Source organism: Dyadobacter subterraneus (genome assembly GCF_015221875.1).
GTDB lineage: Bacteria > Bacteroidota > Bacteroidia > Cytophagales > Spirosomataceae > Dyadobacter > Dyadobacter subterraneus.
This window is the reverse complement of sequence record NZ_JACYGY010000001.1, coordinates 5375387-5402346: the sequence shown is the minus strand read 5'-3', so window position 1 is coordinate 5402346 and position 26960 is coordinate 5375387. Positions and strand designations below refer to the sequence as shown.

Annotated in this window: 20 protein-coding genes and 1 tRNA gene; 12 read left to right on the top strand and 9 right to left on the bottom strand. The window is 36.6% G+C overall.

The window, feature by feature from the left end:
- The first annotated feature begins 8 nt into the window (after positions 1-8).
- Entirely contained in the window at positions 9-4598 is a 4590-nt protein-coding gene (locus IEE83_RS22635) for an NACHT domain-containing protein (protein WP_194122758.1), read from the top strand.
- Here the strand turns inward: IEE83_RS22635 and IEE83_RS22630 are convergent.
- Positions 4582-5565: an ISAon1 family transposase gene (locus tag IEE83_RS22630; RefSeq protein ID WP_438821032.1), complete on the bottom strand. Its 984-nt coding sequence runs from the start codon at positions 5563-5565 to the stop codon at positions 4582-4584. The genes IEE83_RS22635 and IEE83_RS22630 overlap by 17 nt on opposite strands.
- Positions 5561-5932 carry an ISAon1 family transposase N-terminal region protein gene (locus IEE83_RS22625; protein WP_194118881.1) on the bottom strand — a complete coding sequence of 124 codons (372 nt, stop codon included), beginning with the start codon at positions 5930-5932 and terminating at the stop codon, positions 5561-5563. The genes IEE83_RS22630 and IEE83_RS22625 overlap by 5 nt, the downstream gene beginning before the upstream one ends.
- Positions 5933-6281: 349 nt before the next feature.
- On the opposite strand from IEE83_RS22625, the gene IEE83_RS22620 reads away from it, so the two are divergent.
- From IEE83_RS22620 to IEE83_RS22575, 10 genes are all read left to right on the top strand, one after another.
- Complete coding sequence (locus IEE83_RS22620) at positions 6282-7613, top strand: site-specific integrase (RefSeq protein WP_194122757.1); 1332 nt, start codon at positions 6282-6284, stop codon at positions 7611-7613.
- Between the two features lie 12 nt (positions 7614-7625).
- Positions 7626-8648 (top strand): hypothetical protein, encoded by a 1023-nt coding sequence (locus IEE83_RS22615; RefSeq protein WP_194122756.1) that lies wholly within the window; start codon positions 7626-7628, stop codon positions 8646-8648.
- Positions 8649-8739: 91 nt separating this feature from the next.
- Positions 8740-9057, top strand: a complete 318-nt coding sequence (locus IEE83_RS22610) for a helix-turn-helix transcriptional regulator (RefSeq protein WP_194122755.1) — start codon at positions 8740-8742, stop codon at positions 9055-9057.
- Entirely contained in the window at positions 9050-10018 is a 969-nt protein-coding gene (locus tag IEE83_RS22605; protein WP_194122754.1) for a hypothetical protein, read from the top strand. Before IEE83_RS22610 ends, IEE83_RS22605 begins: the two co-directional genes overlap by 8 nt.
- Positions 10019-10194: 176 nt before the next feature.
- Positions 10195-10584, top strand: a complete 390-nt coding sequence (locus IEE83_RS22600; RefSeq protein WP_194122753.1) for a DUF5681 domain-containing protein — start codon at positions 10195-10197, stop codon at positions 10582-10584.
- Positions 10568-11977, top strand: a complete 1410-nt coding sequence (locus IEE83_RS22595) for a terminase family protein (RefSeq protein WP_194122752.1) — start codon at positions 10568-10570, stop codon at positions 11975-11977. The genes IEE83_RS22600 and IEE83_RS22595 overlap by 17 nt, the downstream gene beginning before the upstream one ends.
- A gap of 379 nt (positions 11978-12356) precedes the next feature.
- Positions 12357-12548, top strand: coding sequence for a hypothetical protein (locus IEE83_RS22590; protein ID WP_194122751.1), 192 nt, complete (start codon positions 12357-12359; stop codon positions 12546-12548).
- Between the two features lie 94 nt (positions 12549-12642).
- The gene (locus IEE83_RS22585) at positions 12643-13584 is read left to right on the top strand and encodes a hypothetical protein (protein ID WP_194122750.1); all 942 of its coding nucleotides are present in this window, start codon (positions 12643-12645) and stop codon (positions 13582-13584) included.
- Positions 13585-14170: 586 nt separating this feature from the next.
- On the top strand, positions 14171-15013 hold the full coding sequence (locus IEE83_RS22580; RefSeq protein ID WP_194122749.1) for a DUF4747 family protein: 843 nt from the start codon (positions 14171-14173) through the stop codon (positions 15011-15013).
- Complete coding sequence (locus IEE83_RS22575; protein ID WP_194122748.1) at positions 14997-15503, top strand: hypothetical protein; 507 nt, start codon at positions 14997-14999, stop codon at positions 15501-15503. Before IEE83_RS22580 ends, IEE83_RS22575 begins: the two co-directional genes overlap by 17 nt.
- Positions 15504-15601: 98 nt before the next feature.
- Here the strand turns inward: IEE83_RS22575 and IEE83_RS22570 are convergent, their stop codons facing one another.
- From IEE83_RS22570 to IEE83_RS22540, 7 genes are all read right to left on the bottom strand, one after another.
- Positions 15602-16642 carry a patatin-like phospholipase family protein gene (locus IEE83_RS22570; protein WP_194122747.1) on the bottom strand — a complete coding sequence of 347 codons (1041 nt, stop codon included), beginning with the start codon at positions 16640-16642 and terminating at the stop codon, positions 15602-15604.
- A 1-nt stretch (position 16643) separates the two neighbouring features.
- Positions 16644-17099 (bottom strand): hypothetical protein, encoded by a 456-nt coding sequence (locus IEE83_RS22565; RefSeq protein WP_194122746.1) that lies wholly within the window; start codon positions 17097-17099, stop codon positions 16644-16646.
- An 88-nt stretch (positions 17100-17187) separates the two neighbouring features.
- Entirely contained in the window at positions 17188-19773 is a 2586-nt protein-coding gene (locus IEE83_RS22560) for a site-specific DNA-methyltransferase (RefSeq protein ID WP_194122745.1), read from the bottom strand.
- Positions 19773-22889, bottom strand: a complete 3117-nt coding sequence (locus IEE83_RS22555; protein WP_194122744.1) for a BPTD_3080 family restriction endonuclease — start codon at positions 22887-22889, stop codon at positions 19773-19775. Before IEE83_RS22555 ends, IEE83_RS22560 begins: the two co-directional genes overlap by 1 nt.
- A 337-nt stretch (positions 22890-23226) precedes the next feature.
- Positions 23227-23691, bottom strand: a complete 465-nt coding sequence (locus IEE83_RS22550) for a hypothetical protein (protein ID WP_194122743.1) — start codon at positions 23689-23691, stop codon at positions 23227-23229.
- Positions 23692-23873: 182 nt separating this feature from the next.
- Positions 23874-23957 (bottom strand) — tRNA-Leu (locus IEE83_RS22545).
- 116 nt (positions 23958-24073) lie between these two features.
- A complete protein-coding gene (locus tag IEE83_RS22540) occupies positions 24074-25318 on the bottom strand; it encodes an ABC transporter permease (protein WP_194122742.1) in 1245 nt (414 codons plus the stop codon).
- A 237-nt stretch (positions 25319-25555) separates the two neighbouring features.
- On the opposite strand from IEE83_RS22540, the gene IEE83_RS22535 reads away from it, so the two are divergent.
- Positions 25556-26818, top strand: coding sequence for an asparagine synthetase B (locus tag IEE83_RS22535; protein ID WP_194123517.1), 1263 nt, complete (start codon positions 25556-25558; stop codon positions 26816-26818).
- Positions 26819-26960 lie beyond the last annotated feature (142 nt).

Here is a 26960-nt window from a genome sequence, read left to right as displayed (position 1 = left end):
TTTTGACTATGGATATAATTACGTTTGAAAATCCAATAATTGAAAAAGATTTGGAAAGGCCCGTGCCAATGGCAGGGCAGGGATATCCATACAATCAAATTGCCAATCCTCGTCGATTCGAAGAGCTGATTTATAGTATTTGTAAAGCTAAAATTTCTGACAATGGTTTTGATGATTTCGATGCGGTAAGTTTGATGTCGGGTGTAGCAGATAAAGGACGAGATTGTGCACTTTTTAAAAAAGGAAAAGCGCATGGTGTAATCCAGTGTAAGATGTACACCACTCATTACAGCAAAGAGAATTTTGGATTAGAGATTACCAAATTTGTACTTTACAGTTTACTTGATGAACGGTTGATTTATGATAACGAAGATTTTATCTATTATATCATGGTGTCAAATGATTTTACTGCTGACTGCAAGGACTTTATCGATGACTTCCAAAATAATATTCAAACCGAATTAAATTTGAATCGTTGGGTTCAAAAAAATCTTTCGGCGCCTACTCTTGCGTCACTCGGATTGCGTGATCGAATAGAAGAGGTAAAGAGTATACTTGGCTCCATTCAAGTGCGGAAAATTGTTCCTCAGGATATTGATGTGTATTTAAATGAGCCAGCCTGTTCTAAATTAATACCATTATTTTTTCAAGTTCGAACTGTAACCGATAATTCTGAGATAGCCAGTTTAAGGAATCTTTTAATTAAGGAGTTGACACCAGATGAAATCATAAAGGAGCTTGACGCAGGTTCTATTGGATTGAAAAGTGAAAGTAATGAATTTGAGGGTATTCAACATTCTCATATTGAGAGAGATGAAACAGCAGAATTATTACAATGGATTGTAGCAGAACCAGTCAGAAACAGTGAAGGCAAGCCATTAAATATTTGTTTACTTTCAGGGCAGGCAGGATATGGGAAGACTGTCATTCTAAGAGATCTTTATCACGAGATTTCAAAACAGAATATTCCAGTTTTAGGGCTTAAAGCTGATAAGTTGTATTCCTATACAATTTCAGATTTGAAAAAAAATATTGGTCTTTCAATTCCGTTGTATGATTTCTTCGAAAGAAGCCGTAGATATTTTCCTCTGACCGTAATATTGGTTGATCAAATGGATGCTTTATCTCAGTCGATGTCATCGGACAGAAGTTTTCTCAACGTATATAAATCACTTATTGATAATTTTGTTGGTAAAGAGAATATTAAAATCGTCATTTCTGTACGAACTGCCGATTTACAATATGATCCATCTCTCAGAGTGTATAAAAATGTTAAAACGGTTACTGCTAAACTTCTCAATGAATCTCAGGTATTAGAACAATTGTTGAAAATTGGGATTGTTAAAGAAAATTTTTCACAGAAGTTATTAGAACTACTTAAAACACCGAATCATTTAAATGTTTTTTCCCGGATAGCATTAAATAATAACAATAGCTTTCAAGCTGCAACTGTACAGGAGTTATATTTTGAACTTTGGAATAGCAAAGTCATAAATTTATCAAGTCAAATTCGAGTTGAGCCGGCCAGAGTAAAAGAAGTGCTATATTATATAGCTGACAAGATGTACGAATCACAGCGTATAACTGTTGCCGTACGTCGTTTTGAAGATTATAATAATGAGTTAAAGTATTTGGAAAGTGAGTTATTGATAAAGCAAGAAGGAAAACAACTGCAATTCTTCCATCAGTCATTTTATGATTTTGTCTATTCAAAACAATTTGTTGAAAAGGAAAATGACTTGGTTGAATATATAATTGAAGCCGAACAATCAATACATATTCGATCAGCGGTAAAAATGATATTAGGTTATCTTAGAGATTTTAATCCTGACTTATATATTAGAACTGTTGATAGAATTCTTTGGGATGATCAAATTCTGTTTCATATTAAACATATTCTACTATCCACAATCTTGTCACAAGACGATCCCACACAGCAGGAGAAAAAAGTTATATTGAAAGCTTTCAGAGAATCCATTTATTTTGCGACTTTATTTTTTGAGCAAGCCAGAGGTCATGCTTGGTTCGAATTAAGTAATGAAAATTCATTACTTAATTTTTTTAAAAAGGCAGAGCCAGTAGCAATAGAAAGCATTTGGATAGATGCATTGGCGCAAGAATTAGCCTATTTAAGATTTGTTTGCATTGGCTTTCTCAGAAATTGTTTGCTAAGTGAAAATATATCGGCGGCCTGGGAATTTACAAAGGATATTAAAGACCAGTCTATACTAAGAAATATCTTATTTTCTTGTGAAAATTGGAGTAACCCAATTTCTTATGAGCTTTTGAATTATTGTTCTGATTTTGAAGATATCGATTCCTTTGCATACTATCATGTACTAGATAACATAGCGAAGACAGATCCCGAATTTGTGTTAAAAAAAGTCAGAAACTCATTATTTTCGCATTATAAAAGTGATAAGCGAGCAAGAGAGTATGAGGAGGGAGCACTACTCAAAAATCTTGCAAAAAGTATCCCGGAAAAATTGTTTCCTATTTTGTTTGATATTATTCGTCCGGATATTGAGAAAACAATAATTGTAGAGGAGGACATACTAAGTGATTTTAAATATCGGTCGATCGATTTGGACGACGATCATTTGGAGAGGGGAGAGTTTTTATATCGTCTTTTGGCAATATGCCTCCGCAGCTCGGCCGAATTAAAAGCTACTAGTTTTAATGACTTTCTTAATATTCACAAAAAGTCTGATTACTATTCCATTTTACGATTGTTGGTTTTTGCTCTAACCGGTAGTGAAGAAGGATATAAAGCCGAGATTTTTGAGCTATTCAATTATTTCATAGAATTTCGTTGTAAAGATTTTCATTCCAGACTTGGGTTTGAAATGAGAGTACTTTTAGGACAATCATTTTCTTTTTTTACAAAACACCAGATTGACATTTCTCTTAGAAAAATTGAGCAAATTGTTGATACAAATGAAATTTATTACTATAAAGACCCAGATTCTAAAAAACGTAAATTCCACTCATTCTGGGGACAGACAAAATATCAATGGATTTTGCAGATACCGGAAGAGTTTTTAGTCATAAATAATAGTCTGAGAAGATCTTTTCTGGAATTAAAGAGAAAGTTTCCAAAATATCGTGACACTGCACCGGGAGGGATGAGGAGTGGAGGGATTTTTAGTCCCATTCCAATGGAAGCTCATAGGTATATGAGTAAGACAAATTGGATTGATTCGTTTAGGAAGTACAACAGACAGCGAGATCAATCAAGTCATGATTTTTTTAAAGGAGGACTAGATGAACTAGCATCTGCATTCCAGACTGTTGTTAAAGAAAATCCCTCGATTGAGAAATTACATATTATTATAACCTCAATTAATGATCCAAATATTGATATCAAATACTCAATATATGGCCTTCGGGGATGGAGTGAAAGTAAGGGGGATCTAACTCAGGCAATTCCATTATTTAAACAGTTATTAGATAAGGACCATGAGCCATTTATTCGGGATCTAGTTAGTATTGCTTCCAATTTAATTGGAGAGGAAAGTGATGATGTAGTCATTGTGAATTTTCTGGTAAAAACAGCCTTACGGTTTAACGAGAGTTATCATAAATTAAATATAGATCAAGAGGAAGGAACGTCAATTAGAAAATTAATTACAGTAGGGAGCAACACACCTTACGGCTCAGCGCTGCGTGCGTTGGTGCATGTTAAGGATAAGGAATTGAAGGATTTGATTTTTAATACCTTTGAGAAAATATTTTATGAGGGACCTAACGAGGCTAAGGCAGCGGCGCTATTTCAGTTCGCATATTTAATGAATTTGGATCGGGATAGAGCTTTTGATCTATTTGCTTCAAGTGTCAATTTGGAAATAGACATACAGGTGCTCGCCTCTGGTATATGGTCATTTCATTATATGGGAAATTATAATTTTGGTGGGTTAGATACAGCTTACAGAAAATTAGCAGTTTCACAGGATCTTGGTCATGAGGATAGCCATTTTTTGTTTATTCAATTGTACGGAGCCTACTTACATGAACAGCCCAATGCAGATAGTCTGTTGTACATGCTTTTGGATAATAACAAACATAGTTGTTCCGGTGCAGTTAACGATATTGTAAAGCACTATAATCTATTTCCAGAGGCCAAAAATAAAAATAACTTTCTGCTTGATTATGTTCTTGACAAATCTGTAGAGGAAGACTATGAGCGGTTGAATTGGAGTTTTCTACATGCAGACAATCTTGAATTAGACGATATCCATTTATTTCTTAGGAAATATGTTCAGTCAAGATATTTTACCATTACCGAATATTTTCTGGACTATCTTACCCTGCAATGCACCCGATCTCCTTTAATAGCAATCGAATTATTTGAGCTTGCGATGAATAACAAAGGTGGAAATGTAGATAAACGTTTTGGTTTTGGTTCTGATAATTCGTCTATAAAGTTTATTGTGGGAGCTTTTAACGCACTTAACGAAAACGACGATGTCAGTAAAAATCAACGACAAAAACTTCTTGTATTATTTGACAAGGTTTTGTTAGATTATCGATTTAAAAATAACGCTGAGAAAATATTGGATCAAGCTAAATTCTTGGGGGTAGTTAAGCATATAATTTAGTAAGCCTGAATAAGAAGAATGGAATATCCCGAACACCTCTTGAAGATGCCCTAAAAGCCTTGATTTTGGCATTGAAAGATTCAGCAGAAGCATTCGTACTTCTGTTGTTAAAGAAGTTTAGGATGTCCAAATAGTGGGTTTGAATAGATCTTCCGACAGTTTTAAAAGAATCAAGCGCGCAATCTTCGACAATATTATACCAAAGTGCCAACTTCTTGAAGGCTTGTTCTTTGGTTTTACCAGTCCGGAAAATCGTCCCTAACCCTGTTGCTAACTGGTAGGCTTGATTAATAAGTGGATAACGCTCAAACAGCAGTCTGGAACGCTGAATTTGCGAAGCAGTCCACTTGTCGTAATGCTTGAAAAGTAAGTACCGGCTTCTTACCAATAGTTGTTTAAGCGTATCACCATTGCCAAGAATTTCAGGTTGATAAGGCAAATTAGCTTGCTTTGCAGCTTCAATAGCTTGATTTTCCTGATCCAATGCCTCCCATCTGTATTTGATTCTAACTTCCTGAACCGCATCATAAGCCAATTTCTGGACATGAAAACGGTCAATAACCTTTGATGCTTTCGGGAAACATCTACTTACGATCATTCCCATATTGGCGGCCATATCCAAGGTTACTTCACGTACTTTACTGCGAATGCGCCTGGGTATTTTTCGCAAAACCTCAATCACTGATGCCGCTTGCGTACCCTTTACCATTGCTAACAAAGAACCTTTTCTGCCCTTTGCGGCCTTATTAGTTACAATTGTATATAGTTCACCATTGGAAAGTGACGTTTCGTCGATGCTTAAATACGGACCGGCATTTTCAGGGTACAAAAGCCATTCTGCCGCATGTTCGCGTTGATCCCAATCCTTATAATTGCTGATATGATTTTTGTACTGCTCTTGAAGTTGTTTACCATCTAAATGGAAATATTTGCCTAGCTGAGAACAACTTACAGGATGATTATCAATACATTGCTTTTAAAAAATCAGCGAACTCTTTAGTCATCCGAGTCCCCTGCTGCACCAAATTCCAATCTCTGCTGATGATCCCGCCAGTAGCTTTGACCTCCCAGCGACGACGCTTAATACAGAGCGTAACTTTTTGATTACGAATCGGAAAGTCCTGAATGTATACTTCCGGCAAAAAGCCCTTGGACTCTAGTTTTTGATCATTGTATTCGGTAGGAGGTAAGTTTTTTTCTTCTAAATAAATGTTCAGTCCCGTAAGACCTTCCACGATTTTAGAAAGTTCGAAGTAATCCAAGATACCCTCGGGTAACAGGAAGCGAACTAGGGCTTGGTAAGACTCTTGCAATGCGTTCAATATTTTATCCATTGCAAAACAACTACTTTTTTTTCTGCCCCTCAAGTTTTAGGACTGATCCCAAACACTGTCTATGCGTAACGAGATGCGTAACGAAATAAAAAGAAAAGAGCGCAAGTAATTGAATATCAATCTCTTGCGCTCTTTAAATGTACCCGGAGCCGGGGTGCCACCTACTTAATCTTAAAAAAATAATTTTAGTCATAAAACGTAATTAATAAGCTCATTTTAAGCTTGATAAGAAGGTTTTTCTGTATAGAGTCATTAAGCATCATTAAGGTAGATATGGTTTTTATTAAGTAAAAGTGTTAACCATAGTGTTAACGTATTATCTTTGTATATCCCTAAGTACAAAGAAGCAATGGCAATTAATAAACACGTCAGGTTTTACATTCGGAATAAGAAAGGCACAACTCCTCAGCCAATTTATTTATCATTCTACATTGACAAGTTGAACAGGCTATTTTATCCTACTGGTGTAAAGGTGCATCCCAAACATTGGGATAGTAAAATGGACAAAGTCAAGAATGTCGCTATGCCAGAAATGACCGTAGACAATAAGCATGTTCATGAGATTGCCGGATATCAGCAGGCTACTAAGGATAATGTTAATTTGTATTTCAGTTACCTACGAACAGTGGTAGATAAGGCTTTAAGTGATGCGTTAGTAGGCAGGATATCAATTACCAAGGAATATCTTGAAAAAGCTCTTGACGATTATAATAACCCGGTTATTGAGCCTGATACAATTTCCTTCTTCCAATTCATTGAAAAATTTATCAATGACCTGGAAACTGGTAAACGGATGTTGGATGGTAATAAAATTGCAGATCCGAAAACGGTTCAGCGATATAAGACTGCTAAAAATAGTTTGATCGAATTTGAAAAGCACGAGCAAATCAAAATAATGTTTGATAGCTGGACAGAAGAATTATGGAATACCTACATTTCATACCTGACATTCGTCAAAAATTTCAGAATCAATAATATCGGGTTCTATCAAAAGCAAGTAAAAATTTTACTTAAAGCAGCTCGTAAAGCAAAATTATATACGGTGGGCGATTGGTTGGATGACGTTAAGATATTGGCTGAAAATCCCGTAGATGTTTATTTGAACAAAAAAGAGTTGGCACTTATTGAGGAAAAAGACTTGACTGGCAATGAAAGGTTAGATCGTGTAAGAGATTTATTCTTGATTGGGTGCTATACTGGGTTTAGAATTTCAGATTGGAAACAAGTAAAGAAAAGTAATATAAGAATCACAGAAGCCGGAAATCACTTTATCGAGATATTTCCGGAAAAAGGCAATGCTACGCCGCCCTCAACTAATTTATATCCGGTTGTTAGTAGAATTCTTGATAAGTACCAGGATGTACTTCCGACTATAAGCGAACAAAAGTTCAATGAATACATCAAAGAGCTTTGCAAGCTTGTAGGAATTAAAGACGAGGTAACTACCAGATATATAATTGCAGGACGTGTCAAAGTTGAGAAATTTGAAAAACATACTCAAATAAGCAGCCATACTGCTCGCCGGAGCTTTGCAACAAATATGTATCTCGATGGCGTGGAACCATACCTAATAATGAAGGCAACCGGTCACTCCTCGGCTGCAAACTTTAAAAAGTACCTTAAACTGGATAATTCAGGGGCAGTAGATGCTATAGCGGATCATAAATCTAAAAAATCTTAATTACTAGGTACCATGACACTAGAATTTGCAATGGCTGCTGTGAGATTGTTAAGTCCTAACACCATCCCAAGATATAAAGAATCTCAAGAACATGGCCGTGGCCCCCAGCTAACAATTCTTATTTATCCAGACCAAGTCATGAAGCTATTTGCAGAACATGGTATAGAAGATAAGGTAAGCCTAAAAGTTTCAAAACAGAAACTTCATGAGAAATATCAAGTTCCAGTACTTCCGTCCAGGATTCTGGATACTTCAATACCAAACCATTACAATTTTTTTGACTTATTTGATGAGTTAGTCGAAGGGAATAAGGAATTACGCCTGAAAGAAAGCGCTAACCAGTACGACTTCACCGTTGAAATGGTAATGAGAGGATTAGAAAGGGATGTGAAAAGCATTGATCACTCATCATCAGACCCGTTTGTTAACAGAGGTAGATTGTTATTCTATGCCGAACTTAAAAAGTTAAATCATACAGTTCTATTCCCTCGATATATTTCTGTACGAAATCTATACTATAGTATACTTTCCGAGGCAAATAAGAATGAGTTAGAGGTAATTTGTGATGCATTGATGATTATAGATAAGCTTACCCCTTTAATGCATCTAGTGAACCAAATCTTTGATGGCCATCAGGAGGAGGTACTGAGTGAAGTGCCGAAATTTATTGGTGCTAGTTCGGCAGGTAAAACTGAAACTAATTCTGTTATAAAAAAAGAACAGGGTTCGAAAAAAGAAAAGAAGAATATTAAGGGCTGGGCATTGTATTATGCGTATGCAATAGAATCAAAGGAAATAGCTCCTTTAAATAAAAGAAGATTCCTTAAAATAGCAAAAGATATGGGTAGTAGTGAGACTTCTATCTATCAAGAATACAACAAACTGAATAACGAAATTACCAGGAAAAAAGAGTTGAAAGATGGTAAAACCGGGAAGAAAATAATACTATTTTGTATAGAAAAATTGAAGGAGGATAATCTATTATCTGCATTGCAACTAGCTGAAAAAGAATATAATACTTTGTTTTTAAATTGATCTACTTTATAGAAGGTATTAATACCATGTAGTTTCATACCATTGTGAAAGGACTATAATATTGCAGAACGTTTTACTAAACAGATATGCAATGGATAATCCGTTTCACAACATAGATATTCGATTGGGTAGCATCGAATCTACACTTTTAAAGATCGTTAAAAAGAATGATAGCTCCGAGTCTGAGAGCCTTGTACTTAATGCTGATCAATACATAGATCAAAAAAGAGTTTCCGAGCTTTTAGGTGTATCCACGGTTACTATATGGGATTGGGAAAGAAAAGGTTTGCTGAAATCTTATCGAATTGGTAACCTAAAAAGATTTAAGCTTTCTGAGGTAATGGATGCGCCTCAACCAATAAAACGCACCTTTAGAGCTTCAAAATTAAACATCACAGACAATGTTTGATGGGGCTAAACATATGACTCTGACAGTTCCAGGGGATATATTAATCCATACACTGGATTTTGAAGGAAAGCATGGTCTAACATCTGGTGAAGACCTTAAAAAGAAGTGGTATGCTGCAAAGCTTAAAGGGTGGACGTTTATAGTGTACCGAGATGGAAATAGATACGGCAGAGTAATGGCCAAAGGGAGCTATCATAAGTTTTTTAATGGCGGAACTCAAAATTACGATGACTTTACACTAACTAATTTAATTGAGGCATTAAATATGTTCAGCGTAGAAATTGGGATTAATCCTACAAAGGAAAAACTGACTAATATAGAGTTTGGTGTTAATGTGATACTTCCTTTTGACGTGAGAATAGTTTTAAATGCCCTATTAACTTACAAAGGAATTGCCTTTCAGCGACCAATTGAAAATGCGAATTATTTTCAGTGTAAAACCGGAGAGTTCATAATCAAATGTTACGATAAGGGGCGGGAATTTAAGTTGTCTCAGAATGTACTCCGATTTGAAATTAAAGTGATTAATAAAAGATTTTTAATAGATAAGGGTATTGAAATTACGTACCTATCTGATCTGTTAAATTATGAAAACTATCCAAAGCTAGGAAGATTATTAAAAGAATATTTTAGCGCAATTCTGTTTAAAAATTCAGAGTTAGAAATTTCTTCGTTTTCAAACAAGGACAAAGAATTAATTTGGAAGGGGGGGAATCCCATATATTGGATGAGGCCGGAAAAGGGAACTTTTAAAAGTAAATCAGAATATGAAGCTGCTAGAAAAAGACAAAGTCGCGAAGAGCTAAGATTTCGGAATTTCAATATTCCGGATTGGTATGATATGTTAGTTGAAAGGATAGTTGGAAAATGGTTTGAATTGACCACCCTTTCTGATTCTATTTTGTCCCAAATTCAACGCAGTATTGAAAATTGGCAATGTATAAGTTACAACAGTGTGTAAAGGGCGAATGTCCCAAATTCGTACTTTATATGTATGCAGAATTTGGGACATTTAAAGACTTACTAATCCATAAACTAAATTGGATTGCAAGAATAATCGGAGCACTAGACTTAAAAAACTGATAAGTGTAATACCAATTTGGACTTGGAATAATACAGCGAAAATACAACGAGGCAATGGGTCAAATAGATAATTTAAAAAACTTTGAAAAGGGTAAGTCTGGGAATCCAAACGGAAGGCCTAAAGGGTCTAAAAACCGTTCTACTTCTTTAAAAAAGATGTTGGCTTTAAAGGCTCAAATCATTAATCCAGCCAGTGAAAACGGTGAGATAATGAAAGGTACTTTGGAGGATAAGGTGGCGGCGGCAATAGTACAAAAAGCATTGTCAGGTAATTTGATGGCGTTTAGGGAAATTATGGATTGTGTTTATGGGAAGATACCGCTTATAGTAAAAGATCCCGGTGAAACCGAGGATCTCAATAAAGGTAAATCGACTCCTTTTACCATTATGAATCCGGTTACGAACAATATAGAAACATTTGATATCGGTGGAGCTGACGAATAAACAAAAAGAAGCCATTTTGAGGTGGCAAGACCCGAGAATAAGCTTTCAGTTATATGGAGGAGCAATACGCGGAGCAAAAACGGCAAAACTAGCTATTGAAGCCGCATTATTTGCAATGGCTTATCCTAATTCAAGATGGGTAATCATGAGATCAGACCGTCCAAAGATTGTTACGAATCTATTGCCAACGGTAAGTCATTTTTATTCTATGGATGGAATCAGAGAACATGTTGTGAAAGTAAACAGGTCGGAACTGACTTTTACTTTTGATAATGGCTCTGTTGTGCAGCTCTTTGCTGAAAGCTATTCTCAGGATAAGGATATGAATAGATTCCACGGGTTGGAAGCTAATGGTTTCTTTTTAGATGAGCTATCAGAATTTCAAGAACAAACTTTAAATAAATGTTTTGAACGCGCTGGTTCATGGTTAAATGCGGAGCCAAGTATATTCGGGAAAAAGCCTAGATCAATCGTTTCGGCTACCTGTAATCCTACAAAAAACTGGGTTAAAACAGAATTGTACGACAAATACATTCAAAATAGATCACCTGAAGGATGGATTAAAGAGGGCTGGGTTTATATCCCAGCTAAAATAACAGACAATCCAAAGGTTCCCAACTCATATTATGTCGGTTTAAAGCAAAACATGACTTCATTAAACTATCAACGTTTTGTAGATGGAGACTGGGAGTATGTTGAATCAAATGGTCATGAATGGATTTATAACTTTGATTATTCCTCTCATGTTCAAAAAGTAGATTATTTGCCAAATGTGGCAACCTATTTGACGTTTGATTTTAACGTGTGGCCTTACATGACCTTACTTTGTTTCCAAGTTGTGCAAATTCCTGAGGGATATCAGGTAAGATTTTATGACGAATTTTGTTTACCTCATCCTAAAAATACAGCAGAGGACGTTTGCAAGGCTTGGATTGATAAGTACCCAAAGACCTACGGGAAAATTCCGGTAAGTTATTGCGGGGATGCTTCTGGCGAGAATAAAATTCCGGGCTTTGGGGATAAAAAAGCTTTTAATTCAGTCCGTTCTACTTTGGCTCCCTACCTACATAATAGTTCCGATAGGGTATATAAAAAGCAATTTTTCAATGAGTTTGTCAGAAAATTTATAAATGATATTTTTTCAGGGACTCTTCGGGATCGTTCCCAGGTGCAGATAATTATAGATGAAATAAATTGTCCCAAATTCATAAAGGATATTCAAATGACCATCGAAAATCCGAATGGAGGTTTTATCAAGGAAAAGGCAATAGATCAAAAGACAAAGGTAACGTACGAAAAAAACGGGCATTGTGTGGACGCTGGAAAGTACGGTTTGCTTTCTGTTTTCTCAGGACTTTACGAAAATCAATATCACAACAATAAATTTTATTAAGATGTCTAATGGTGGTTTAGAGTACTCAGAGCTCTCAGAAGAGCAAAAAGCGAAAATTATGGAGGATAATTGATCCTAGTGAATTAGGTATTGTTTATGATCCTAAGGTGTCAACTCCTTTTATTATTCAAAGTAATTCTACCGGAGAAATAGAAGATCTCAGCGACTTTGGCGGATGCGCAGAAAGTTAAGATTAAGTGATTAAAGTTCTTAGTTTAAATGAGTCTTGAAACAGCGTTGACCTTTTGATCAAAGAACTTTAATTATAGATAAATTTTATTTTTTTCTAAGTAAGTTTATAATATCCGTTAAATAAAATAATTTGGTATTGAAATAAAATCTAATGTTATTGTGGATTACTCTCCAACAACTGATGTTAATGAATTTACTTCTTGCCCCCACTTCTGCTTTATCTTTTCCTTTTTCGGGAAAAGCAGAACTTTCTAAGCACATTGAAGCAACGAATGATTTTAGCCAGCTTAAACAGCATAGCGCGTTTAAAGGAATAATTATTAAGCCTTCAGAGATTTCAATAAACGCAAATCGTCAAAAGCGAATCAGCTTTCAGTAATTGATAACTGCGATTCTTCTCAAAGGTTATCATGCTGATAAGATAATAATAACTATCCAGCTGTCATTTTAATAAATCTGATATTCAATCGTTCATGAAAATTTATTTAGCAACGTTTTCTTTAAAAATCTTAAACCGTGGAAAAGATTTACAATTGATAGATCGGTTTAATGGCGCGGATGACTTCTTCGATATTCTGAATAGATTTTTAATGGAAATATTCCAGAATAGATTTGAGATTCCGGGTGCTGAAAACGAAGTGCCACTATATTTAACCTTAGAAGCTCCTCCAACAGTAGATGTTGAGAATCGTGAAATTTATGGATATTTTAAATCTGGAATCAGTGGAGATAACTTTGAGGTAGTGGAATTAGAAAATAATCAGACGGTAATGGATGTAACGGATAGACATGCCACTTTTCGTAAAATGTTTTTTTACTTCAAACTTCCTCATCTTTCAAATAGGGCAGGTGTAGTCCTCGAGAAACGTGCGAAATTCGGAATAAAGGGTTTACTTGATCGAGCAATAAATAATTATATCCAACGATTAGGATATGCAGATTATAGAATTGTTTTGGATAACGCTCTACATGGAAGAATCTTTAATGAGTTTATGGAGCATGGACGTTTAACAAAAGTTGAAATCGTTAAGCGGTTTTTGCCTCCCACCTTAGAACAATGGTACGCGGATAACCAGACTCCCAGAGAAGTTAAGGGAACAATCAGGACTGTAATGACTTCAAAGGCGGGTCTTCCAGATGCTTTTAAAAGCTTCATTGGTCAACGATACAGGAATCCAGATAATTTTATGGTTGAAGTAGCTGATAATGATATAGGACACATCGAATTCGAGCTGAAGTTGCGCGGAAAGACTAAGAAGTTCTATCTTGCCAACCAGGACAAAGCACAACCAGATATTGATGTAACTGCACAAATCCAGTTTGAAAATGGACGTCCTACAACAGAATCAATGCTGCTACAATCACAGGAATTACTTGATGAAATACTAAATCTACGTCCCATAGATGCTGGCTAGAATTGATATTTGGAAAATTATTTGTGATCACTTTGCCACACTTAGGCGCATTGATGATGGCTCTAAAAACATGTCTATTAACGATTGTGTTATCTTTATTTTTTTGCCATTAGTCTTATCGTCCATCTTTGTAAGGCTCGGCTTTAGTATAAAGTTGCAATTGAGTAATTTAATTTCAGCGGTAAGCATTTTTGGAGGCTTTCTATTTAATTTATTAGCAATAATCTATAGCCAATTCGACAAAATACAAAAGGATTCACAGACAGGACAAAATACGGAATTAAAGAAGAGGTTTATCAGAGAAATTCACTCAAACATCTCTTTTTGCATTGTTCTTTCGGTGTTTATTGTCCTGGTCTTGTTTTTCGACGCTATTGAAATTCCAGATAAAAATTATTGGTTAGATCCAAGACATGTTCAGGATTTTGTGACTTTTTATTTGCTTTTACTTCTGCTATTTACAACTCTGATGGTAATTAATAGAGTTTACATATTGCTTAAAAAGGATGTTGAGAATAGATAAAATAAAACCATTGGCTACAATAGCATCTTAATATAGATTTTTAAACTTACCCTCTTATTATTCATGGAATTTTACTACGCGAAATTAAATTTTTTTGATACAATCTATTCTTTGTTGCCGGAAGAGGCAGTTCTTAGCGGTTCTCGAATTGAAGTTTTGGAAGAAGGAATGAAAATTGCCACGTCTGTTACTTCTCAGGGGAGCAAATTTATGTTTGCGGATGTAAGTAGGGAAATAATTGAAGGTGAGTCGTATCTTTATGGTAAGATAGTAAAGTATGCTGACAGGAAGGAAAAAGTTGCGAATGTAGAAGAGCTAACCACTGATTCGGTAATTGTACCGGATCGGATATTATCAGAGTCCCATTTTGTAATCGAGTTTAAGGAAAATTTTTTGCTTTATACAGAATCCAAAAGTCATTTAAATAAAAACTCCTTTATCGTTAAGTTTAATGATTTGATTTCTAAAGTTTTAATCCGTGCTACCTTCAATTGCGAAGCTTATCCGGTATCTGACCAGTATAGTTTTTTCAATCGGCTGTCAGATCTTCAAGAAGTTTTGGAACTCGAATTAACAATTTTTCCTACAAACCCGTTTCCTTCAAAAGTAATCGAGGAAATTGATAACGTTTTAAAGGAACAAAACGTTAAAGTAAAATACACTAAGTATAAGGCTAAGCCCGGCGGATTAAACGTAAAAGATAAGGAAATAAAGGAAAACTCTACTTACGCTGACATCGGTTACGGAAAAGGGCAGGCCAGGGGGATTGATAAAAGTGGTAATGCAGTAAGGATTAGTTCTCAGAAATCTGACAAGCAAAGGAGCGTAACTATTGACCCGAAAAGCCGTAATCCTTTTGATATATTACAGGAAATTAATAATAGAATAAATGAAAAGAATAAGTGACATAGTTTTGACATGGGATACCATTCTAGGTTTAATTGCCATGTTTGCTGCGATTTGCTATGTCCCTGATAATATTTCATCAGCAATTTATATTTCTATTTATGGCACCGCTATTTCCGTTTTGTCAATCTTATTTTCTATCTTTTTCGCTAGCCTAGCCGTTATTATTTCTTTTCCGGATAATTCGTTTGTTGCGTTTTTAGAAAAAGCTGGCAAATATTTTAGTCAATTAATAGCCTATTATAAATTGACGCTGTTTATACTTTTTGTTGCTCTTTTCTATACTTTGGTTATTTACATTTATGCATCGCTGAGCCCGTCAGAATTTAGATTTAGCAAGACGACATTTGTAATCTTCATATTTATGTTCACTTATAGTCTCGTAGCAACTATAAGTGCTGTTATCGTGATACTTTCCTTGACTAAGAGCAGGGCTGCATATCTCGCCAACCAGGAGGAAGAATCTGAGAAGGAGGAAGAAGGAAATTAATATATCAGTTGTAGTTGTGAGTGACAAATTTAGATTGGCTGATTTTAGGGGGAAATGGTAGATATTATCCATAAAAGCATAGCTAACTACCTTTTCTGCTAGTCTATTAACCCAGCTTCTCTCAAAAAAATATCTATTTTTGACCTCATTGTATCATTGTTCAAGATTTGAGATTGAGCCTCTTTAATTAAATAGTCAATAGTAGAATCCCTCACATCAGACATTTCGGAATACCTGTTTTTTATATAAATATCTACTCTCAAATAATTACTATCTAGACTGAAGGATTTGAAAATTGTTTCTATTTGATTATCAATAACTTTGACGGGCCCATTTGTACTTAAATCAATCACTGGTTTTATCCATCTAAATTTACCCCATCCATTTGCCCTGATACCGTCAACTAACGAATTGGTATGTCCCGTGCCTAATGAAAGTAAAGCAATGTCCTTCATTTGCAACACTTTATTATTTAATTTGTAGTGCTTATAGTCCGCGTTTCCAAGCACTTCAACTAGCACCCCTAGCGAAGGATTATTCATGTAAATACCTCCATCAATACAAATTAATCTTTCTGAGGCGTAATGGAAATCGTAAGTTGGAAAGTAAGTGGGAGCGGCAGAGGTGGCTCTAGCTATTTCAACGAGTGTAGGATTTCTATCCGCAAAAAGACTTGCTTCTCGATATGTAAAGAAAACAGGTTTGTTTCTATGAATATCATAGGAGGCTATAAATATCGGTTTTAAGCAATTGCTAATTCTTTCCTCTCCAAAGTATTCTTTTAGTACTTCATTTAAGCCTTTTGGATCGAATTGTGGTTGAATCCAACTCTTACAAAAGGTATACCATTTGACAAATTTTGAGGGAGCGGGGAAAATTTCCTTACCCCTATCTTTATAAATACTTTCTAATTTATCTAACGTATATTTTCTAGTATCTGCTTCAACGGAATTTTTATCCTGAATGGTAAGTGCACTCGATAATATGCCGCCAGTTGATGTACCCGCAATCAAATCAAAAGATTGATGAATTTCCTTTTTGGTAACTGACTCAATGTACCTAATTACCTGTAGGGGAACAACACCTCTTATCCCACCTCCATCTATTGCTAAAATTTTAAATTTTGGCGGTCGTGCCATATTATTTAGAATAAACTTTTTCTATAAAATTTATTAAGATGTTTGTGATTTCAGTATCTGTTAATTCCCGGATTCTGTAATTCTTAAAATCTTTAAATCTTTCTTCGTTTTGTAATTTGAATGATACCTGTACTGTTGCATTGAATTCTTGGCCTTCAAATTTAATTGAAGGATTATTTTTAGTGCCATCGATAAAAAATTCAAACTTATTCGTCCCGACAAACATTTGGATCAGTGCGTAGTAAGAGTTTCTTCTGTTTTCATAGGGATCATCGTATAATATTCTAAGGCTATCATCAGTAGATTTTTCAATCTCGTGATTAATATCCTGTACGATACGCTTCAATTTCACTCTTGTCACATCATAAAACAGACCTTCAAATTCACGAATAGCGGTAAGGTTTTCCTTTCTTTTATCAATAAGCCCCTTAAGTTTTTCTTTAATTGGATCTTCCATACATCATAATTGTTAAATTATCATTTGATACTTTATACCAGTAAAATAAACCCCAAATATACCACTGATATCAATGGTATTAGGAATACTAAGTAAGCAAAACCTTCGTACATTCCTCACCAAACTGGCTAATTATCCTCACAGCAACTTTCTGACCCTTCCTCTTTATTTCAATAGGATGAGAAATATGACCATATAATCGATCAAAGGCTTCATCATCTATTTCAATTTTAAGTGTTTTTTCGACCTTCTTTTTAGTGCTTTCCTTTGCTAAGTTATCAAGACCCTTTTTCCATTTATTGAATTCGTCTTTATCTCCGCCACAAAAAAATACTTGTTTCACTACAAAATTGCTGCCGTCGTAATCTTCATCCACCATCCAATATGCGATATCATGAATGTTACGTGGTTTTACTTCATCTTTGATTGGATCATATATATCTAAGCCTTTGATTTCAATGGTTGCTTCATTTCCGTTTCGGTTTAAATCAATATCGGGCTCGCCGATTGTTACGAAGCTTGCCGCTGATTTAGCCGGTTTCTTTTTAAGTCCTTCTTGTAACAAGTCATCGTGTATACGCACCCTGTCTACCTGGAAGGTTCCCATGCTCATAGTTTGGGAACCTCCTTCAATGTCACTTTCGAAACTAAAACCTAAAATCACCAGCCATTGCGCATCACCACGCGAGCGGCAGTCTTTTATAGCTTCGTTAACCAACTTCTTACTAACGGTTCCAAATTTTGGGCCGATATGGAAATAAGCCTTTTGTTCACCACTTTCCGTGATGTAGAAACCTTCCGCATTGAGTGACTCGCTTGCTAACAATTCTACACTTCGAAAAACGACCATCTCATCTTTTCGACCATTCTTGATGCCGGCACTTACTAAATGCTGTTTAATTACATCTTCGAATGCTCCTTCCTCTTCGTTAACTCTTACCTCATCATCTAATTCTTCCGGGCTTATTGGTTCAAAGTTTTGTAGTGTTTCAACTGTAAAAGGGCCACTTACTCTAAGTAGTTTTTTGTCAATTTCCGGTTGATCGTAGAGAGTTTCATTTGCAGTTGGTTCGTCATTCGCTAAACTCTTTAAGGTTATATGTGGAACAGTTTTGTATATAAATCCCTGACGTACATCACCATTTTCATCATATAAATTATAGTACGGATAAATAGCAGTCATGAGTCGCTCTTTGGCTATGCTAAGTGCAATACGGCTAGTATCGATCGTGATCCAACGCCTTCCCCACTGCTCAGCTACAAATGCGGTGGTGCCACTTCCGCAAGTGGGGTCTAGAATAAGATCTCCGGGATCCGTGGTCATGAGTATGCAACGTTTGATTGCCTCGACAGCCGTTTGTACCACATATAGTTTTTCTCCTGTAAATCCTCTTTCTCCAAGTCCCAACCAAATATTTGAATATGGCACTACAGGGAAATCATCAAGGTAACGCTTGTATTCAATACGATTTCCAATGGCAATAATTCTTTGTAGCTCTGCTAACTTTTTTAAGCCCGTAACACTAGTCTTCCAGTGAGATCCAGAAGGTGGCAAATACTCTTTACCCATAAATTCAAATGGTAGATTACCTTTTGAAGACTCGCCAGTTGACATTAATGGTGTTCCATCAAAGATTTTATAATCTTTCGAAATTTCCAAAGGCCTCTCTTTCTCATCCTTGGTCATCGAACGCCACTCACCACTCCTAATATTCTCTATAAGAGTGTAACCTGTTGCTCCCTCTTGGCCAGCTTCCTTTCCCTGGTATAGCTGCCTATACTTAACTACTGATTTGCTTTTTGAGAACCAAATTATATAGTCATTTACTGTTCCGAGCAAATTTGAACTGGCACCGCCCGTTTTTGTAAATACGATTAAGCTAACGAAATTCTCGCTACCAAAAACTTCATCCATTAAACTTCTTACCAAATGTACATTTTCGTCACTTATTTGGACAAAACATGATCCACTTTCAGTCAACAGCTCTTTTGCAACGAGAAGACGATCACGTAGATATGAAAGGTATGAGTGAATACCAAGTTCCCATGTATCTCTGAATGCTTTAATTTGTTCTGGTTCGCCGGTTAACGCTTCATCATTTGTATCCTTTACATCAGTGCTATTTAACTTTATTTGCCAATTACCACCATATTTTATTCCATATGGAGGGTCAATAAAAATTGTTTGGACCTGCCCTGCCATACCTTCTCTTTCCAGCAAACTTGCCATTACCAAATGACTGTCACCTTGTATCAATCGATTAGTCCAGCCATCCTGATGCTGATAGTATTCACTTACTTTATCAATCTCATCCTTTTCCAAAGCATTCCCGAATAGTTCGTTAACACTACTGAAAAGATCCAATTGATCACTTTGCGTTTCAGTTACCGTATATAAATTCCTTATCAAAGTTTCAGGAGCTACATGCTCATGGCGGTACAGACTTCGAATATCTATTTTTAATAAAGCTTCACGGTCATCGTTGCCGTACTTATTCAGCCAAAATAATTCAGGGTCTTGCCCGCGATGCACAATCGGATTTTTTGGTAGTTCCAGTATTTTTTTACCACTTTGTACTTTTGAACTAGCATCTTCATAGCCTGCTTCCTCTTTGCTAGGGATATGAGCGCGAGTGTCTGTGTTATGCTTGATAGAGGTTACTTTCTTAGCCATTATATACTCTGAATTTTTTCGATCAATTGATTTTTGATATTACGGATGTCATTTGCCACTTCAATGAAATGCCACTCAGGATATTCGTATTTTTCTTTTAAAGAGTTTACAGCTGGTATCCATCTATTCTCCACATACCACTTCTTTTCCGCTTTGTCACGGTTCATTCCTGTAATTTCTATCATCAGATTTTTAATAGAACCATCTTTACTTTTCACACGGGCAATAAAATCGGTAAAATACTGCCTATCTTTACCATCTTTGGTGTAAGGAATGGCAAAACCCAGAAACTGGTTTTTTACATAACTTTCGACAGTTTCAAGTTCTTCCAATGTTTTTGCACAAATCCCCTCCCAATCGCTATCCATAACCACATAATTCACATGGCTTTTTTCGGTAGGGTAAACATCTTTTACCGTGTTGCCATTAACGTATTTACTACTGCTGAATTTGTTGTAGTAGTTGAATACCGGACGAACATGTTCAGTTGTATTATTATGAGTATTAATTCCTCGTGCAATGTGATCAACGATCTTCTTTGGCTCATCGAAATAGAGTAGTCGTTTAAATCTTTGATCCTGAATATTGAGAAGTAATACCTTTTTTTCATACCATTCCGCCACAATGTTCTTTAACTTATTGAATTTCTGAAACTGCGGGTTTCCTTCATCATCACTGAAATGAAATTTTATTAACTCCTTTGTAATCAGGAAAATAAGTTCGTTGTCCCGTTTTTCCAAAACAGCCTTTACCTGCAACTTTTCTTCTGTTGCAGAAATGGGACTGGACATGATTGTTTCCGTTGGATAGCTGGAACCGTCGATTTCATAATTTTCAAGGTCACTAAAATCGTGCTTTATGTCACCTTCTGAATTCTCAATTCTATAACCCACAACATTTGGAAAATCAATTTCCATTAATGCTTGTCTATCTGGTATAGCTGAAATATGGGTCAAATCCACGTGAGGTGGAGGTGCTTCTGATTTCCCACCTTTGAACATCTTAAATGGCACACCAATAATGTGAGCATATTCAGGTGGGAATTTTTCAATCAGATTTTCTGGTTTAAATCTGTGCTTTTCTTTGGCTTCAACTTCTTCACCCGTGTCGACCCTATATGTCTTTAAGATATAGCTCATTCTACGCAAAGCTCTACCTGCCACCTGTTCACAGAGCAACTGACTGCCAAATGCTCGTAAGCCTATAATGTGCGTTACCGTATTTGCGTCCCAGCCTTCCGTAAGCATTGAAACAGATACAACACAACGAATATGCGAACCCAGTTTCCCTTGCTGTCCAACAGTGTTTACCACTTCCCGAAGAATTTCAGCATCGGACATTTTTTCAACGCTCCCTTGTCCATACAGACGTGCGTAATCCTTTTTAAACTCTTCTATCTCAGAAGAAAATATCTTTTTGAAGTCATCATTTATTTGCTCTCCATTTTCCAGTGCGTCACTGTCAATGAGCAATGTTGGCGGTCTCCTTAAAGGCTTGTTAGTGATAGGATCGTAATTAGAGAACAAGTCTTTTGCACCTTGCACTGTTACCGTTTCTCCTTCGCCATCAGCATATTCATATCCGGCAATATATTTGTAAACCTCCTTGGATACCCCGGTATTATTACAAACTGCTATAAAAACGGGTGGTGCTGAGAACAAACTCATTGATTCCTCCCGATTTTTTCTCATCCCATTGAAGTAATCTACATAGTGATTGTAGAACTGATCCAAAGCTCCCTTAACCAGTGAGGGAAGTTTTGGACGAGATTCAATGAATTTAGAACCTTCAGCCGCAGCATCCTTTTTCTGGGTTCGCTGACCTTTTTTGGGAAGCTCATCTTTTACATGATCATAGAGGTTACGTAAGACAGGCATAGTCAATTCCTGTGTATTATCACTTTCTGGTAGGAACGGGATTTTAACTAATCCGCTTTCTATAGCTTCTATTAGACCGAAATCCGAGACTACCCATGGAAAAAGACTGTATGGAGGGTAGCCAGAGCCAGTGAGATAGTAAGGAGTCGCTGAAAGATCATAGACAGATTGTACTTTAAACTTCTTTGAAATCTCTCGAATTCCACTAAACCAAACTGCTGCTCTTGCGTTTTCATCTGCTTCCTCGTTGTCGGTGGTTTTGCTTTTAGATTTTGGCAAGTAGCAGTGATGCGCTTCATCATTCAACACCAACACCCTGCTTCCGGTTTTGAATTTTCCAAGCGTTCGTTTTATAACCTGTGAAAAATCCTCCTTATTTCCGGTATCTATTTTCTTGCCTTGCAAATTCACTTTCCCATCAAATGGGCTACGTTTATTGCCTTGGAGAATTTTAGGCTCAAAGGTATGGTAGTTAGTGATTACCAACCTTGCATTAAGATTTTCGAGCCTATGCTCTAGATTCCCTGGCACTAAACCACGAATTCTATAGTAGTCTTCAATATCTTTTGGGTTCTTATTTTTCGTATCAACAAATAAAACCCCCAACCTACTCTTTATGGTAACACCTGGTGCAACGATCAAAAAATAATCCGCAAATCTGGTATCATTTCTATATTCCTGTCTATTAAAATAATGGTAGCATATTAGACATCCCATTACCACCGTTTTACCAGAACCAGTCGCCATTTTGAAAGCGACTCTCGGTAGTTGGTCATCCGCATCAGCACTTATCGTCTGCTGTCCGGCCCTGAGTAAATTAAGAATGTGCTGCCCCGCATTTGATTTTTCAGCAACTTCGTTAAGCCAAATAGCAGTTTCCACAGCTTCTTGCTGAGCGAAAAACAATTTTTTGGTAGCAAGTCTTTCCGGGTTGCTAAACCAAAAGGTTAACAGCTCTTTTGTAATTCTGGTTGTGTTTGGATAATTTGATGTTCTCCAATTACCGATTTCTTTTCGGCAGAGATTAATTAGGTGAGAACCATATTCAGCTGGGTTATCATTCCATTCGAAAGTTTCTTTGTGGCCTTTTTGTCTAGTTGGGATGACTGAGGCGTCGGTTTTGAAAATTCTCCTTCCATTACAAACAAGATTATAATCAAGACTTCCTTGGCTGTCGGTATCGTAGTGTAATTTTGGTTCTAGATATGGGCTATTTAATATCGGGTTGTCCGAAGGCATAACTTGAGGGATTTTTTGTCAAAATACATATAAATTGTATAAGATTTCAAATCAATCTTAATTTGAGGCCCTAAATTCCAATTTGATTTGCATCAATGAAAAAGTTCGTATTAAAAGATGGTAATATTTAATGAAAGTGATTTGGTTGAAATGTTCTATCTGTTCTGTTGATCATTAATTTATCTTTGACGATTAAAAAAATCCTCTTTAGCTTTCGGAAGTGCAGTTTAAAAGGGATTCATTAAGTAAGGAGGACTAGATTTATTTGGTAAAGGAATACGATAAGAGTAAACTAAGGGCATTATTTTGTATCAGTACCTTAGATTTTAATAAATATTTATTTTCCCTTTTCCTGCACTTCTCTCTCTGGTATCCAGTATTCCTCAAGCCTCCAGTCAAAATACCTAAAATGTTCTCCCAGTTTTTCAACTAACTTCCAATAACCCTCCTTATTTAGTTTTGTCCATACGTTTACGTTTATTCCTTTCAGGCCAGGTATGGCAGAAAGTTTATCTAAAAGTATTTTGTCTATTGGAGGATGAATTACCTTAATATTTTCAGTAGGTGCACCATTTCTAAGGATAACAGATGTCTTAAGGTATATTGCTATAATTTTTGCTGCCCTACCATAGGAGACATCCTTTAACCCTTGTTCTCGTAATGATTTTATAAGTTTTAATGCATGTACTCTGTGTAAAGCATCAAAATCCTCGACGATCTCATTTGAAAGCATTTCAGCCAACTGCCTGATTTCAGAGTATGTAATTGCGCGGCTAATATTTTTGGTGTAGCATTCTTCCATTTACGTTGGACAGCTCTGGCGGCTGTCCAAACTGCAAAATTATGCCTATGTTGTTCAAAATAATATATGGACATGAAAAGGAGGATTTATTTTAAAATACAGAAGTGTTAACCAAGGTGTTAACGAAACAATAAAAAAAGACTCTAACTAATTGATAAACAATTGATTAGAGTCTTTAAATGTACCCGGAGCCGGAGTCGAACCGGCACGAGTGTAACCTCATTGGTGTTTGAGACCAACGCGTCTACCAATTCCGCCATCCGGGCATTGTGTTGTGTTGGGAGTGCAAAAGTAGGGAGAAAATCAGATTAACCAAACATTGTTTGAAAAATATTTTGAATAAATTTTCAATGATTGAAATGATCTGAATTTCCTGCCGGCATTACTCATAACGCAACGCTTCGATAGGGTCTAAGCGTGAGGCTTTTATGGCAGGATATATTCCTGAAAGTACGCCCACCACTACGCAGACTACAATTCCCAAAGCCATCCATGCCCACGGAATTACAAAAGAACTTTCGGAGCTTATTGAGTTTGAAATTACATTTCCGATCAAAATTCCCAGAAATAATCCGGCAATACCACCAATAATACAAACTACAATCGCTTCTATCAAAAACTGAAAACGGATTACACTGGGTGTAGCACCAAGAGATTTACGAATTCCGATTTCTCTTGTTCGTTCGGTGACAGAAACCAGCATGATGTTCATCAACGCAATGGATGCACCCAATAAGGTGATAATTCCGATACCAAAACCACCGATTCTTAGATAACCCGTTATATTTTCAAAATCTTTCGCCATTGCATCTGCACGCTCTACAACAAAGGAATCTTCGTTTCCGAGCCTGTCGTTGCGGATGCGCCGCATTAAGCCCCTGGCTTCTTCCAGAATAACGTCGCCATCCGAAATTTTCGAAGTTGATGCGGTAATGTTATAGGTTAATGTCCGGTTTGCAGCCAGTCCGCGTCCGTTATCCATCGGAATGATCATGATCCTGTCTGCATCATTTCCACCACCCATGGACCCCTTTTTTTGTAAAACACCGATGACTTTATATTTGGAACCCATAAATGTGATTTCCTTATTCAAAGGATCAAGATCACCAAAAAGATTCCGGGCAATTTCCTGACCCAAAACCACGACATTCAACGAATTTTCCATGTCGTTTTTATTCAGATTCCGGCCAAAATCTATCTTGTAGCCGTTAATCGCCAGATACTGTTCATCCGTACCAATCACATTGCTGTTTGGATTGGTTTTCTTGGAACGATAATTGGCCTGAATCGCGCCGCCTATGCTGGATGAAAGGGAAACCGTTCCGCCAAAATCATCCCGGAAACGCTGTGAAAATTCACTGGCTTCTCTGTAATCAATGACCGGATAACGTTTTCCACGCCGTCCGCCATTCCGGAAATTATCTTCTTCGTGATTTTTAACCGTAAAAGTGTTGGCGCCCAAATCGGCAAAACTACTGTTCACAGAATTCTGGATTCCTTCAATGGCAGTCAAAATTCCTACCAGAGAAGTAATTCCAATGGCGATAATCAGCGCGGTAAGTACGGTCCTAAGAAGATTTGACTGTATGGAACGTAAGCCTTCGTCTACATTTTCCCTTATATTCATTATATAATTATGCGTTACGTACCATATTTTGTTTAAATTACGTTAAATCAGACAGAATATGAGCGTTAGAAAACGTATATTTCGATAAGAATCTGATGGATCGTTTTCGTAATTAAAACGAAAATTTTTGCCAGATCTGTCCTGATTTTAAAATTTGTTATAAGGTGACTTGGAAAAAAAGAAACCTGTTTTTATCAATACGTAAAGCTGCACATGATGCGTGAAAGAATCAAACCAATGGTACGGCTCTTTGCCCCGTTTATCATTTTTTTAGGAATTTCTGCCCAGAGTTTGGGGAACAGATTGCTGATTCCGATGGATGATTCGCAAAAAAACCATTTGAAGGCTTATGGAATCGCTTACTGGATTCTGAAAAGTTATGAAATGGAAATGGACTGGCTGCTGAACTACCGTGGCGGAAGTTTCATGGTGGCCTATAATCAGCAATTCGCTTCGGAAATGACGGTTCGGGGTGTAAGTTTTGAAGTAATTTCGGAAGGACAAGCGGGTAAGATACTGAGTGATATCAGTGCTCCGGATGTGAATATGGATGCGGTTAAATTGCAAAAAGCGCCGAAAGTTGCCGTTTATTCTCCCAAATCAAAATCGCCCTGGGATGATGCGGTGACGCTGGTTTTGACATATGCAGAAATTCCATATGACGTTGTTTATGATGATGAGGTACTAAACGACAAGCTGCCTGAATACGACTGGCTGCATTTGCATCATGAAGATTTTACAGGTCAATTTGGTAAGTTTTTTCAATATAAAGATTATCCCTGGTACCGTGAGCAAAAGCGTGAAGCGGAAGGTGTGGCAGAAAAATTCCAGTTTGCCAATGTACCGCAAATGAAGTTGGCTGTGGCCAAGAAAATTTCTGCTTTTGTAACGGGTGGAGGCTATATGTTTGCGATGTGTAATGCGACGGATACATTTGACATTGCGTTGGCAGCAGACGGACTTGATATCGTGGAAGCGATGTATGACGGAACGCCGGCAGATCCAACAGCGAACAGCAAACTTCATTATGAAAATACATTCGCTTTCCAGAATTTTAAAACAATTCCATATCCTTATGAAATCGAATTTTCCGACATTGACAGTCAGGTTGAAGAACGCGGATTGAATGAATCCAACGATTTTTTCTCGCTTTTCCAGTTCTCTGCAAAGTGGGATCCGGTTCCAAGTATGCTGACTCAGAATCATCAGACCATTATCAAAGGTTTCTGCGGACAAACTACTGCGTTTAAAAATCGTTTTGTTAAACCGGAAGTTGTTGTTTTGGCAGAAAATAAACAATTACAGGAAGCCAGATATATCCATAGCACGCATGGTAAAGGCTTTTTCACTTTCTATGGCGGTCACGATCCCGAAGATTATCAGCACAGAGTAGGTGAGGAACCTACGGATTTAAATCTGCATCCTAACTCAGCGGGTTATCGTCTGATTTTGAATAATATTCTTTTTCCGGCTGCAAAAAAGAAAAAGATGAAGACTTAATATATTATAATTTCTTCTTGTTCGCAAACACACAAACCGTGCCATATCGCACGGTTTTTTCTTTGTTATGTTTTGATAAATATCTGATTGAGAGTTTGTTGACCTTTGGCATAATGTTGTGAACAAAAAGGTATAGTTAGCC